The sequence below is a fragment of the Streptomyces sp. NPDC059861 genome, assembly GCF_042731435.1.
Taxonomy (GTDB): Bacteria; Actinomycetota; Actinomycetes; order Streptomycetales; family Streptomycetaceae; genus Streptomyces.
Genome location: NZ_JBHWJQ010000019.1, coordinates 45392 through 59027 on the forward strand (window position 1 = coordinate 45392; position 13636 = coordinate 59027).

General features: G+C 74.0%; 8 protein-coding genes and 1 tRNA gene. 8 read left to right on the top strand and 1 reads right to left on the bottom strand.

The features are described 5' to 3' along the window. Positions 1–121 precede the first annotated feature (121 nt). The 7 genes from tmk (at position 122) to ACFV6X_RS18510 (ending at position 8558) form a co-directional block, all read left to right on the top strand. Positions 122–3355: a dTMP kinase gene (tmk, locus tag ACFV6X_RS18480; RefSeq protein WP_385384592.1), complete on the top strand. Its 3234-nt coding sequence runs from the start codon at positions 122–124 to the stop codon at positions 3353–3355. A gap of 110 nt (positions 3356–3465) precedes the next feature. Then, positions 3466–4671: a DNA polymerase III subunit delta' gene (locus ACFV6X_RS18485; RefSeq protein WP_365450374.1), complete on the top strand. Its 1206-nt coding sequence runs from the start codon at positions 3466–3468 to the stop codon at positions 4669–4671. Between the two features lie 168 nt (positions 4672–4839). Next, positions 4840–6447 (top strand): alpha/beta hydrolase, encoded by a 1608-nt coding sequence (locus ACFV6X_RS18490; RefSeq protein ID WP_385384595.1) that lies wholly within the window; start codon positions 4840–4842, stop codon positions 6445–6447. Between the two features lie 107 nt (positions 6448–6554). After that, positions 6555–6628: transfer RNA gene (locus ACFV6X_RS18495), tRNA-Thr, on the top strand. Positions 6629–6715: 87 nt separating this feature from the next. Next, on the top strand, positions 6716–7183 hold the full coding sequence (locus tag ACFV6X_RS18500; RefSeq protein WP_385384598.1) for a hypothetical protein: 468 nt from the start codon (positions 6716–6718) through the stop codon (positions 7181–7183). Between the two features lie 104 nt (positions 7184–7287). Beyond that, a complete protein-coding gene (locus ACFV6X_RS18505; protein ID WP_385384601.1) occupies positions 7288–7893 on the top strand; it encodes a TetR/AcrR family transcriptional regulator in 606 nt (201 codons plus the stop codon). Continuing rightward, on the top strand, positions 7890–8558 hold the full coding sequence (locus ACFV6X_RS18510; RefSeq protein WP_385384604.1) for a histone deacetylase: 669 nt from the start codon (positions 7890–7892) through the stop codon (positions 8556–8558). The genes ACFV6X_RS18505 and ACFV6X_RS18510 overlap by 4 nt, the downstream gene beginning before the upstream one ends. Before the next feature lie 18 nt (positions 8559–8576). Here the strand turns inward: ACFV6X_RS18510 and ACFV6X_RS18515 are convergent, their stop codons facing one another. Next, a complete protein-coding gene (locus tag ACFV6X_RS18515) occupies positions 8577–9536 on the bottom strand; it encodes a D-2-hydroxyacid dehydrogenase family protein (protein WP_385384607.1) in 960 nt (319 codons plus the stop codon). A gap of 485 nt (positions 9537–10021) precedes the next feature. Here ACFV6X_RS18515 and ACFV6X_RS18520 point away from each other — a divergent pair, with 485 nt between their 5' ends. Then, positions 10022–13621: a BTAD domain-containing putative transcriptional regulator gene (locus tag ACFV6X_RS18520; RefSeq protein WP_385384790.1), complete on the top strand. Its 3600-nt coding sequence runs from the start codon at positions 10022–10024 to the stop codon at positions 13619–13621. Positions 13622–13636 lie beyond the last annotated feature (15 nt).

Here is a 13636-nt window from a genome sequence, read left to right on the forward strand (position 1 = left end):
AACGGCCCTTCCTTCACGCAACGTTCGCGAGACGCCCGCCCCGGCACCACATCGGTGACGGGGCGTGCGGACGTTCGGGCGGGCGCACTGGAGTGTCGGTCCGGCCCGATAGGCTGAAAGCATGACGCGAGCCGAGCAGCCAACGGCCCATCACCCGGCCCCCGACGACGCCCTGGTCGCGGACTCCCGCGAACGTGCCGTGCGCGCGCTGTTGCGCCGGCCACAGCTGAAGAGGCTGTGGAGCGCACAGCTCGTCAGCGGCATCGGCGACATGCTGGCGCTTCTGGTGCTGGTCCTCCTCGTCCTCCAGGCGGCGATCGCCGAGGGGTCGTTCGGTGGCGGGTACCGGGGCGTGGCGTTCGCCGTGGCGGCGGTCTTCGGGGTGCGCGTCCTCGCGACGCTGCTCTTCGGTGCCGTACTCCTCGGGCCGCTCTCCGCGCTCACCTCGCAGGACGGCCCGCTGGACCGCCGCTGGACCATGGTCGGCGCCGACGGTCTGCGGGTCGCCCTGCTGATCATCGCGCCGCTGTGGATCGACTGGACTCCGGACGACGCGCTCGCCCTGCTGCTGGTGACCGTGTTCGTCACAGGCGTCGCCGAGCGGTTCTGGACAGTGTGCCGCGAGAGCGCCGCGCCCGCGCTGCTGCCCGCGCCACCGCCGGAGGGCGCGACGGTACGGCCGCTGCCGGACCACATGGACGCGCTGCGCCGCCTGTCGCTGCGTACGGCCTTCGTGACCGTGCCCCTCGCGGCTGCCGCACTGGTCGTCGCGGGATTGTTCAACAATCTGCTGGGTGCCGGGATCGACTGGTTCGGCCAGCACCAGGCGGCCCTCGCCTCATACGTCGCGGCGGGCCTGTTCGCCGCGTCCCTGTCCGTGCTGACCTTCCTGGAAGTGCCCGGCACACGCACCCCCCGCGCGCGCTCCCCGCTGGAGGGGCTGCGCCGTCCTCGCACGGCCGAGGGCGCCGACAAGGGCCGCACGGGCGCGATGCCGCTGCTGGTGCTCGCCTGCGCGGCCGTCGCCGGCGCGGTGGCCGCCGTCGTCGCGGTGTCCGTGCTGCACGCCAAGGACCTGGGTGGCGGCCCGGTGACGTACGGGCTGCTGGTGGGCGTGCTCACCGGCGGTGTCGTCGTCGGTGTCCGTACGGCGCCGAAGGTGCTGGTGTCGCTGTCGCGGCGCCGGCTGCTGGCGCTGGCGATCGCCTTCACCGGCGTCGCGCTGCTGGCCGCCGGGCTCGTCCCGGACGTCGCCACCGTGCTGCTGATCGTCGCCGTGGCGGGTGCCGGCGCGGGTGTGGCCGCCAACACCGGGCACACGCTGCTCGACCAGGAGGCCGAGGACTTCCGGCGGGCACGCACGACCGAGCACCTGCACGCGATGGTGCGGGTCTTCGTGGTGCTCGGCGCGCTGATCGCGCCCCTGGTGGCGGCACTGATCGGGCCGCACCGGCTGGAGAACGGCAAGTTCGTGTTCGCGCACGGTGGGGCGGCGTTCACGCTGATGCTGGTCGGCGCGCTGCTGCTGCCGGTGGCCGCGCTGGTGCTGGCGAAGCTCGACGACCGCTCCGGGGTGCCGCTGCGCCAGGACGTGCGCCACGCGCTGCTCGGCGGTGACGACCCGGAGCCGACGCCGGCCGCCACCGGGTTCTTCATCGCCCTGGAGGGCGGCGACGGCGCCGGCAAGTCCACCCAGGCCGAGGCGCTCGCCGAGTGGATCAGGGCCAAGGGCCACGAGGTCGTGCTGACCCGTGAGCCGGGGGCGACCCCGGTGGGCAAGCGGCTGCGCTCGATCCTGCTGGACGTCTCCAGCGCCGGGCTCTCGCACCGCGCCGAGGCGCTGCTGTACGCGGCGGACCGTGCCGAGCACGTGGACACCGTGGTGCGGCCCGCCCTGGAGCGCGGCGCGGTCGTGATCTCCGACCGGTACATCGACTCCTCGGTGGCCTACCAGGGAGCGGGCCGCGACCTGTCCCCGACCGAGATCGCCCGCATCAACCGCTGGGCGACCCACGGTCTCGTCCCGCATCTGACCGTCCTGCTGGACGTCTCGCCGGAGGCCGCGCGCGAGCGGTTCACGGAGGCGCCCGACCGGCTGGAGTCGGAGCCGGCCGAGTTCCACGCGCGCGTGCGCTCCGGCTTCCTGACGCTGGCCGCGGCCGACGCCGGGCGGTATCTGGTGGTGGACGCCGGGCAGGAGCCCGAGGCCGTCACGACCGTGATCCGGCACCGGCTCGACCAGCTGCTGCCGCTGTCCGAGGCCGAGGTCGAGGCCCAGGAGGAGGCGCGCCGCAAGGCCGAGGAGGAGGCCCGGCGCAAGGCGGAGGAAGAGGCCGCCCGCAAGGCCGAGGAGGAGCGCCTGGAGCGGGAGCGCCAGGAGCAGCTCGCCCGGCTGCGCGCCGAGGAGGAGGAGCGCAAGCGGCGCGAGCTGGAGGAGGCGCAGCGACGCGAGGCCGAGCGGCAGGCGGAGGAGGCCCGGCAGCGGGCCGAGGAGGCGCGCCGCCGCGCCGAGGAGGAGCGGGTCCGGCTCCTCGCCGAGGAGCAGGCGCGCGCCGAGGAGGAAGCCCGCCGCAAGGCCGAGGAGGACCGGCGCCGGCAGCAGGCCGAGGAGGAGGCACGGCTGCGCGCCGAGGCCGAGGAGCGCCGCTTGGAGAAGCAGCGCAAGGCCGAGGAAGCGCTGCTGCGGGCCGAGGAGGCACGCCGGGCTGCCGAGGAGGCCGCGTCGGCGGCAGCGGCGGGTCCCCGGCCGGCGGCTCCCGCGACGCCCGCGGTGCCGACCGACGCGGCGACCGTGCCGACGCCGGTGGTGACGCCGACCAACGCTTCCGGCGGGCCCGTGGAGGACACGGCGGTACTGCGGCCGGTGCGGCCCGCGGCCGAGGCGCCGCAGGCACGGGCCGACGCCGGTGGGTCCGGGTCCGACGCCGAGGTGACGGCGGAGCTGCCGCAGCCGGGGACGACCCCGGGTGCGGCCGACGAGACGGCCGTGCTGCCGCCGGTCCGGCCGTCGGGTGCCGCCGACGAGACCGCCGTGCTGCCGCCGGTCGTGCCCGGTGCCGCCGACGAGACCGCGGTGCTGCCGCCCGTGCGGGGCGAGGATCCTGCCGACCGGGTGCCGCCGGGGTTCTTCCGGGACGAGCACCAGGGCCCGGGACCTGACGGGACGGAGGACCGCACGCGGGAGCTCCCCCAGGTCGACGCCGACGGCAGGCCGCAGCCGCGGCCGCGTCCGGACTGGGCCGAGGAGACCCCCCTGGACGACCTGCCGTCGCTGGCGGACGAGCTGCTCGGGTCGCATGACGACGGGTACGACGACGAGCAGGACGGGCGTCGGGGGAAGGGACGCGGGCGCTGACACAGGGCGGCTGGGCAGAGCCGGGGCAGCCGGGGCCGTCCGTCGTTGTCAGTGGGCGCCCGCACAATGGAGGGCGTACCGCGCAGTGTGACGGAAGGGCGGCGTGACCCGTGAGCGTCTGGGACGACCTCGTCGGGCAGGAGAGGGTGAGCGAGCAGCTCACCGCCGCTGCCCGTGATGCCGACGCCCTGGTCACGGCCGCCACGGCCGGCACCCCGCCGCCCGAGGCGTCCAAGATGACGCACGCGTGGCTGTTCACGGGACCGCCCGGCGCGGGACGGATCCAGACCGCGCGGGCGTTCGCGGCGGCACTGCAGTGCGTCAGCCCGGACCGCGCGCTGGGCGGCGCACCGGGGTGCGGGTTCTGCGACGGGTGCCACACGGCGCTGGTCGGCACGCACGCCGACGTCTCCACGGTCGTCGCGGTCGGCGCGCAGATCCTGGTCGACGACATGCGGGACACGGTCCGCAAGTCGTTCACCTCGCCGGCGAACGGCCGCTGGCAGGTCATCCTCGTCGAGGACGCCGAGCGGCTGAACGAGAAGTCCGCCAACGCCGTCCTCAAGGCCGTCGAGGAGCCCGCTCCCCGTACGGTCTGGCTGCTGTGCGCCCCCTCGATCGAGGACGTCCTGCCCACCATCCGCTCCCGCTGCCGCCACCTGAACCTGAGCACGCCCTCGGTCGACGCCATCGCGGACATGCTCGTACGCCGCGAGGGCGTCGAGCCCGCCGTGGCCGCCGCGGCCGCCCGCGCCACGCAGGGGCACGTCGACCGGGCCCGCCGCCTCGCCACCGACCCGGCGGCGCGGGAGCGCCGGGCGGCCGTGCTGAAGCTGCCGTTGCGCGTCGACGACGTCGGCGGCTGCCTGAGGGCGGCGCAGGAGCTGGTGGACGCGGCCGCGGAGGACGCCAAGCAACTCGCCGAGGAGGTCGACGGCAAGGAGACCGAGGAGCTGAAGGCGGCGTTGGGCGCGGTTCAGGGGGGCCGGATGCCGCGGGGTACGGCGGGCGTGATGAAGGACCTGGAGGACAAGCAGAAGCGCCGGCGCACCCGTACGCAGCGCGACAGTCTCGACCTCGCCCTCACCGACCTCACCGCCTTCTACCGTGACGTCCTCGCCCTCCAGCTCGGCTCCCGCGTCGCGCTCGCCAACACGGACGCCGAGGACGCGCTGGAGCGGCTCGCGCGAAGCAGCGCACCCGAATCCACACTGCGCCGCATCGAGGCGATCGCCGCGTGCCGGGACGCGCTCGACCGGAACGTGGCGCCGTTGCTCGCGGTGGAGGCGATGACCATGGCACTCAGGGCGGGCTGACCGGTCCCACCGGGCACAGCGGGTTGCGCCGGGCCACGGCTTCACACCCCACGCTCTTCGTTGACGGTGTACTTCGTCCGTGGGACATCCGTGGGACAGCCTGCACTCGTCCGAGGCACAAGGCGCACGCAGGGCATCCAGGCGATCGCGCAGCGTTACTCTCGCGGGATGCACACAAGGCGCACCCACCGCAGGTCCAGGACCGTGTTCAGCGTCAGGTCACGCACCGGAGCCACCTTCCTCGCCCTCGCGGCGCTGGTCGCATCCGCCTGCTCCTCCGGGAGCTCGACGAGTTCCGCCAGTTCGTCGGCGGCCCAGGCGGCGGCGCTCGCGGCGCTGCCGGAGGCGGCCTCCTCCGCGCTGGCGTCGTACTACGGGCAGAAGCCCAGCTGGCGCTCCTGCGGTGTCCCCGGCTTCGAGTGCGCCACGCTGCGGGCGCCGCTCGACTACGCCAGGACCGACGCCGGCGACGTGCGGCTCGCGGTGGCCCGGAAGAAGGCCGCGGGGCCGGGCAAGCGGCTGGGCTCGCTGCTGGTGAACCCGGGCGGGCCGGGCGGTTCGGCGGTCGGGTACCTCCAGTCGTACGCCGGGATCGGCTACCCGCAGGAGGTGCGTGCCCAGTACGACATGGTCGCGGTCGATCCACGCGGAGTCGCCCGCAGCGAGCCCGTCGAGTGCCTCGACGGGCGGGAGATGGACGCGTACACGCAGACCGACATCACGCCCGACGACGGGCGCGAGGTCGACGGGCTGGTGGCGGCCTACAAGGGCTTCGCCGAGGGGTGCGGGGCGGACGCGCCCGATCTGCTGCGGCATGTCTCGACGGTCGAGGCGGCCCGGGACATGGACATCGTGCGGGCGGCGCTGGGGGACCGGAAGCTGACGTACGTCGGGGCCTCGTACGGGACGTTGCTCGGTGCGACGTACGCCGGGCTCTTCCCGAAGCAGGTCGGGCGGCTGGTGCTGGACGGCGCGATGGACCCCATGCTGTCGGCCCGCAGGCTGAACCTGGACCAGACCGCCGGGTTCGAGACGGCGTTCAAGGCGTTCGCCAAGGACTGCGTACGGCATGCGGACTGCGCCGTCGGCGGGCGTGGGGCGAAGCCGGAGCAGGTCGGCCGGAACCTGAAGGCGTTCTTCGACAGGATCGACGCGAAGTCGCTGCCCACGGGTGACGGGGCCGGCCGCCGCCTCACCGAGTCCCTGGCCACCACCGGGGTGATCGCGGCGATGTACGACGAGGCGGCCTGGCCGCAGTTGCGCGAGGCGCTGACCGCGGCCGTGAAGAAGAACGACGGCGCGACGCTGCTCGCCCTGTCCGACGGCTACTACGAGCGGGACGCCGACGGCCGCTACTCGAACCTGATGTACGCCAACGCCGCCGTGAACTGCCTGGACCTCCCGCCCTCCTTCGACACCCCGGACGACGTACGCAAGTCGCTGCCCGCGTTCGAGAAGGCGTCCCCGGTCTTCGGTGAGTCCCTCGGCTGGGCCGCCCTGAACTGCGCGTACTGGCCGGTCGCGCCCACGGGCGAGCCGCACCGCATCGAGGCGAGGGGCGCGGCGCCCATCGTCGTGGTCGGCACCACCCGCGACCCGGCGACGCCGTACCACTGGGCGCGGAGCCTGTCCCGCCAGCTCGCCTCCGGCCGTCTCCTCACCTACGACGGCGACGGCCACACCGCGTACGGGCGCGGCAGCGCGTGCGTCGACCGTACGATCAACGCGTACCTCCTCCGCGGCACGGCGCCCACGGACGGAAAGCGCTGCTCCTAGAGCCGCCCCCAGCCCCGGAGCCGCGCGCTCCGGGGCCGGTACGGAGCACCCCCGGAAACTGTGTAGACTTACCGACGTTGCTGATCGCACCATAGTGCGGACAGCGCGCCGCCTTAGCTCAGATGGCCAGAGCAACGCACTCGTAATGCGTAGGTCTCGGGTTCGAATCCCGAAGGCGGCTCTTTCTGAAGCCCAGCCCAGACACTGTCTGTGCTGGGCTTTCTTGTTCACCGGACGCGTGACGGCGCTGTCCGGAGGGGGTGTTGAGGTGTACGACCTGAAAGCGGTGATCGCCGAGGAGGCGGTGCTGCGTGACGTGGCGCGGGACCTGCCTGCCGCTCGGCTGGCCTCGGTCGGGCAGGGCCTGTGGCTGATGCCGATGACGGACGCGGTGTTCGATTCCGTCGCGGACGGCAGCGATGAGGGTGTGTGGGGCTTCTGGCGGTTGCCGGGAGGGTTCGAGAAGGTCCTCGCGGGGTGTTCGGCCGGTGGGCCGGTGGCCTACGTGGAAGCCGAGTACTTCGGCGGTGCGGGGGAACAGCAGGCGGCCGTGTGGGACGGCGGCGCCCTCGTGCTGGGGCCGCTCCACCTGGAGGAGGGCGCGCCGTTTCCGCCCGCCGGTAGTCCGGTCTCTCAGGCGCTGCGGCGGCTGGGCGTCGTGGCGGGCGCCGGTCAGGACGAGTTCTCCGCCGTGGAGCTGGGCCGGTATCGACGCGGCGCGGAGTGGATCGCCTGACGCGTGGCCTCCGGGCGATGAGGCGGACAGCCGAGCGCCTCGCCACGGTGGCGCCGGTTCTTGCCCACAAGGATGTGGATGAGGTATCCGATTAGACTCGTCGCATGACGAGCGCCCCCCAGCGCAAGGACGCCGCCCGTAACTGGGAGCGGATCGTCACCGTGGCCCGCGAACTCGTGGACGAGGGCGCACCACTGCAGCTGAACGACGTCGCCCGCCGCGCCCACCTCGGCGTCGGCACCGTCTACCGCCACTTCCCCACCGCCGAGGCGCTCCTGGAGACCGTCGCGACGCCCGGCCTGGAGGCACTCATCGCCTACGGTGAGCAGGCGCCGGCCGACGACGATTCCGGGCGTGCCCTCGCCCGCTTCCTGACCCGCACCGTCGAGGCGCAGGTCACCGACGCTTCCCTGGCCACGGTCACCGCCTCGGCCACGGACGCCCTGCCGCGCACCACCGAACTGAAGCGGATTCTGAGGTCGGTCGGGGGACAACTGCTCGACCGGGCCCACGCGGCGGAGGCCGTACGCGCCGACCTGACCGGCGACGACCTGGTCCCGCTGATGTGCGGAATCGTCCACGCCGCGAACGTCCGCAGCGGCACCGCCGACCGCGTCGAGACCGCCCGCCGCTATCTGGCCTCGCTGCTGGACGGTCTCCACCTCGCCGCCGAGCAGAGGCAGCCCGCTGTGAGGGACAAGCCGGCGTGAAGGCCCTCGCGAGCATCGACCCCACCCCGCCGACGGACCAGCACCCCGAGCGGGTCTGGTACACCTCCTACGGCTCCAACACGCATCTCGACCGGCTCGCCTGCTACATCAGGGGCGGCCGGCCGGTCGGTGGCGTGCGGGAGTACCCGGGGTGCCGCAACCCGGCGATGCCCACCCGGTCGATCCCGGTGGAGCTGACCGGAGCCATGTACTTCGCCACCAGGTCCCCGGTGTGGGGCGGTGGCCGGGCCTTCTACGACCCGCGGGCCGATGGCCGGGTGCTCGCCAGGGCGCACCTGGTGACCGCCGACCAGTTCTTCGACATCGCCGCCCAGGAGATGTACCGGGATCCCGGCATGGACCTCGACCTGGTCGACGTACTGACGAACGGACGTGCCGTGCTGGGGGAGGGGCGCTACGAGACCCTGGTGTGCGCCGGTCAGGTCGCCGGGCTGCCTGTGCTGACCTTCACCGCTCCCTGGCGGATGGACGAGGTGCCGTGGGTCCCGCCCTCGACCGCCTACGTGCGGTATCTGACCTCGGGCCTGCTGTCGGCGGGTGCGTGGGACATGGAGGCGATCACGTCGTACGTCGCCGCCTGCCCGGGCGCGTCCGGTCGCTGGTCGGAGCAGGCCCTCGCCGATCTGTTGAGCCCAGGCACGTAGGGCGGGGGCGAGGCCCGGTCAGCCGAGGAGGCGGACGGGGGTGCCGGCGAGGTAGGCCTCGATGTCCTCGACGGCCTGGCCGTAGTAGCGCCGGTAGTTGGCCTGGGAGACGTAACCCAGGTGCGGGGTGGCGAGGAGACGGGGGGCCTCGCGCATCGGGTGGCTGTCCGGCAGGGGCTCGCTGTCGAAGACGTCCACCGCCGCGCCGGCGATGCGGCCCCCGTGCAGGGCCGCGAGGAGGGCCTCCTGGTCGACGATCGCCGCGCGGGAGGTGTTGATCAGGTGGGCGGTGGGCTTGAGGAGGGCCAGTTCCGCCGGGCCCAGGAGGGCTCGGGTGCGATCGCTCAGGGCCAGATGGACCGAGACGAAGTCGCTGCTGACGAGGAGGTCCTCCTTCGTCGGGGAAAGGTGGACCCCGATCTCGTCGGTGCGCTCCTCGGTGAGGTTCTGGCTCCAGGCCGTGACCTCCATGCCGAAGGCCAGGCCGATCCGGGCGACCCGGCTGCCGATCTTGCCGAGGCCGAGCAGGCCCAGGCGGCGGCCGTGCAGGTCCGCGCCGACGGTGGACTGCCAGGGGCCGCCGGTGCGCAGGGCGGTGTTCTCCTGGACGACTCCGCGGGCCAGACCCAGGATCAGGGCCCAGGTCAGCTCGACCGGGGGAGTGGAGGAGCTCTCGGTGCCGCACACGGTGACCCCGTTCGCGTGCGCGGCGGCGTAGTCGATCACCGAGTTGCGCATGCCGGAGGCGACGAGGAGCTTGAGGCGGGGGAGCCGGTCCAGGAGCGATGCGGTGAAGGGGACGCGTTCGCGCAGGGTGACCACGAAGTCGAAGTGGGCGAGAGCCGTGGCCAGTTCGTCCTCGGTGGGGAAGTGGCCGGGGAAGGTCACGACCTCCACACGGTCGCCGAGCGGGGTCCAGTCGGCGACGGTGGTCGCGACCCCTTGGTAGTCGTCCAGTACGGCGCAGCGGTAGCGCATGTCTCGTCCTCCGGGGGCGGGTGTCTCTCCCCAGGGTGGCGGGTGCGCCTCGTGTTCGGACGCGGGCCCCCGTCGTTCACCTCTGCCGACCGGGGCCCACTGGCGTCCCGGACCCGGCCGCGGCGGCGACACTCCCCCGAGTTGCGCGGACGTACGCGTGCGCCGTCGGGCCAGATCCGATGATGTGATCACATCAGGCCGCACCAACGGATCGCTAACATGTGGCCAATGGTTTTCCTTGGCGTCGGCCTGGGGCCGGCGTGAAGCCGCCGGGCGGACGCGGGGAACAGCCGTGACGGCGGTGCCTTCACCTGCCGGAACGGTGGCGGGTTCCGGTGGTGGTCGCCCGGGTGCCGGTGACGGAAAAGTGCCGGGGCGGGGGCGGGAACTCGCCAGGAGGGGTCCGTCTTGTGTGGTGGAGCGTGGCCCGGCTCGGGCCCGCGCTCGGGCGTGGGCGCGTGCGTGGGAAGGCTGTGGGCGGTGTGATGCGGTGCGGACCTCGGTTCGGACTGCGGTTCGGGCTGCTGGGGCCGCCTGTTCTGTATGGGCCGTGCGGCGGGGAACCGTGCTGCGGGGAGCCCTTCGACGGAGAGACACGGGAGGCCGGCGGCGAGCCGGCGACGCCCGACGGGTCCGACGACGTCGGGGGCGCGGGCGCGAGTTCAGGTCTGGAGACAGGGGCAGGGGCCGCGTCACCCGGACCTGCCGTGCGCCCCGTCGGCAGCCCCATGGCACGGGTCCTCCTCGCTGCCTTGCTCCTCGAAGCCGGTCGGGTCGTGCCCGTCGCGTCGCTCAAGGACACCCTGTGGGGTGGCGCGCCGCCCGCCTCCGCGCAGGCCTCCCTGCACAACCACGTAGCCCGACTGCGCCGGATGCTCGACGATCCCGGGCGCGTGCGTGCCGTGCCGCCCGGATATCTGCTGCGGGTCGAGCGGGGTGAGCTGGACGTCCATGTCTTCGAGAGCCACGTCGCCGAGGCGCGCGCCGCGCACGCGGGTCGGGAGTGGGAGCGGACGGTGCGCGAGTGCGCGCGGGCGCTCGCGCTGTGGCGGGGTGCGCCCTTGAGCGGGCTGCCGGGCGAGGTGGGCGGGTACGCGTTCGTGCAACGGCTGGTCGAGGCGCGGCTGCTGGTACTGGAGTGGCGGTACGACGCCGAGCTCGCCCTGGCGGCGGAGCGGGTGGCCGGAGGTGACCGGCTGGCCGGGCTCGTCCCCGAGCTGGCCGCACTCGCCGCCGAGCATCCGCTCCATGAGGCGTACCACCGCCAGCTCATGCTCGCCCTGCACCGCACCGGCCGCCGTGCCGAGGCCCTCGCCGTCCACCGCGATCTGCGGTGGCGGCTCGTCGAGGAGCTCGGGGTCGAGCCGGGAGCGGGGGTGCGCGCGGCTCATGTGGAGGTGTTGCGGGGGGTCGCGAAGGGGGACGGGGCCGAGCGCGACGATTCGGGCGGCGTGCCGGTGCCCGGCGGGAGCGCGGCGCGAGCGGACGTGCACGGCCCGGGGGGCTGCGCACCCCGGCCGTCCCAACTCCCACCGCCACCAGCCCACTTCACCGGTCGCACACCGGTGCGCGACGCCCTGCTCCGGACCCTCGCCAGGCCTGCCGCGCTCGCCGTCGTCAGCGGCATGGCCGGCGTCGGCAAGAGCGCGCTCGCGCTGTATGCCGCACATGCACTGGCGGAACGTTTCTCCGATGGCCAGCTCTACGTCAATCTGCACGGCGCCACCCCTGGCATGACCCCCCTCACCGCCGGCCAGGCGCTCACCGCGCTCCTCCGCGACCTCGGCGTCGAACCCCGCAGCGTCCCCGAACATCCCGATGCCGCCGCCGCGTTGCTGCGCTCGCTGCTCGCCCCCACGCGCACGCTCCTGGTGCTGGACGACGCGGCCAGCGCCGCACAGGTACGGCCGCTGCTGCCGGCCGGCGCCGGGTGCGCGGTGATCGTCACGAGCCGTTCGCCGCTGACCGCGCTCGACGGCGGCCGGCGCTTCCCGCTCACGCCGCTGAGCGGAGCGGAGAGCGCGGCGCTGCTGCGCGCGGTGTCCGGACGGGACGGGCTCGACGCCGGGCACCCGCTCGTCGAACTCACCGGCCGGCTGCCGCTCGCCCTGCGCGTCGTCGCCGCCCGGCTCGCCGCCCGCCGGGCGCTCACGCCGGACGTACTCGCGGGTCAACTAGCGGCCACCGAAGGGCGGTTGCACCATCTGGAGTACGACGACCTGAGCGTACGGCGCTCCCTCGCCGTCGCCCATGACGCGCTCGCCGCCTCCGACCGCGAGGCCGACCGGGACGCCGCCCTCGCGCTGCGCCGCGTCGGCGCGCTCGACCTGCCTTCGTACGGCGCACCTTTGATCGCCCGCCTCACCGGCACCGGCGAACGTCGCGCCGAGGCCGCGCTGGACCGGCTGGTCGACGTGGCCCTCCTGGAGGAGACGGCGTACGCCCGCTACGCACCCCATGACCTGGTCCGCGACTTCGCCCGCGAACTCGCCGCGGCGGGTGGACGCGGCGAGGACGACGGCACGGGGCCCACCGGGGTGACTGCTGCGCCGTCGGCGCGTGGGCATCGCCGGGAGACCTGCGGCGACGAGCACACCGACATGACCGAGCCACCTACTGCACCCCCGGCGGACGCGCCCACCACCACGACCGACCACACCTACCCCACGGGCGCCACCCCTGGGCCCGCCCATCGCGCGGCCGACGGCTCTGGGCTCGCTCATGGTGGGTCCGCCGATTCCGGTGCCGTCGGCTCTGGGCTCGCTCATGGTGGGTCCGCCGCCTCCGGTGCCGTCGCCTCCGGGCCCGCCCGTCGCGCGGCCGTCGCCCTCGACGCCTCCCGCCCCGACCCCTCCCACCTTCGAGCCCACTCTCACCTTCGAGCCCACTCTCACCTTCAGGCCCCCGCTCACCCTCAGGCCCCCGCCCACCCCGACGCCCGCGACGATCTCATCGACACCGCTCTCCGCTGGTACGCCGCCAGCGCCGAGCGCACGCTCGCCGCCATCGTCGAACCCGGGCTCGACCAGGACGACCGGCGTCGTCCCACCGCCGCACAACCGCCCGAGCATGCCGCCTACGTGGCGACCGTCGCCGCCTTCGACGGGGCCGAGGCGGCGTTCACCTGGGCGGACGGCGAGTTGTGCAACGTCGTCGCGCTGGTCGAGACGTACGCCGAGGGGGCCTGTGAGCGCCGCGCCGCCTATCTGTCCACCCTCCTCCGGCTGCTCTCCCCCTGTCTGCACCGCAGCGGCCGCATCCCCGAGATGGAACTGCTCGGGCGGGCCGCGCTCCAGCTGGCGCGGCGGCTCGGGGACACGGCGGCGGAGGCGACCGCGCTGGTCGACCTCGCCGGAATGCACTTCCTCACCGGCCGGCACAGCGAGGCGCTCGCGCTCAACGACGAGGCGCTCGCCCTCTGGCGGCACCTCGAAGCCGCCTCCTGGATCCGGCGCTGCCTCAACAACCGCGGGCTGCTGCTCGAAGGCCTGGGACGGTACGCCGAGTCGGAGGACGCACTGCGGCAGAGCCTCGGGTACTCACGCCGGCTGAACGATCCGTACGGCGAGGCCGTGACGTACAGCCATCTCGGCAACCTGCACGAGCACACCGACCCTCGTGTCGCCGTCGAGCACCACCGTCGTTCGCTCGCCCTCGGCGTCGGGATCGGCGCCGTCATCGTGCAGCACTCCGCGCACTGCAACATCGGCTACGCCCATCTCACCCTCGGTGAACCGGCCGCCGCCGCCGAGCACTTCGAGGAGAGTCTGCGCATCCTCGGCGGTCACGGCGACTGGCACGGCGAGTCCCAGAGCCGGCTCGGTCTGGTCCGCGCGCTGCGGCAGCTGGGCCGTGCCGCGCGGGCCGAGGGCGAGTGCGCGGAGCTGCTGCGCCGTGCCGACGCCCGCTCCGACCGGTACACCGGGGGACTCGGCCGGCACCAGTACGGTCTGCTGCTGCGCGACCAGGGCCGCGAGGACGAGGCGCACCAGGCGTGGCGCACCGCTCTGACCGACCTCGACGGCACGGACGAACGGGCGGTCGTCACGGAACTCCGGTCCCTGATCCCGGGTTCGCCTCCCTGATCCCGGACTCCTCTC

What these genes read in the sequence shown, in the direction of transcription:
- tmk (WP_385384592.1), top strand. Translation starts at nt 122, where the DNA reads ATGACGCGAGCCGAGCAGCCAACGGCCCATCACCCGGCCCCCGACGAC.
- ACFV6X_RS18490 (WP_385384595.1), top strand. Translation starts at nt 4,840, where the DNA reads ATGCACACAAGGCGCACCCACCGCAGGTCCAGGACCGTGTTCAGCGTC.
- ACFV6X_RS18505 (WP_385384601.1), top strand. Translation starts at nt 7,288, where the DNA reads ATGACGAGCGCCCCCCAGCGCAAGGACGCCGCCCGTAACTGGGAGCGG.
- ACFV6X_RS18515 (WP_385384607.1), bottom strand. Translation starts at nt 9,536, where the DNA reads ATGCGCTACCGCTGCGCCGTACTGGACGACTACCAAGGGGTCGCGACC.
- ACFV6X_RS18520 (WP_385384790.1), top strand. Translation starts at nt 10,022, where the DNA reads ATGCGGTGCGGACCTCGGTTCGGACTGCGGTTCGGGCTGCTGGGGCCG.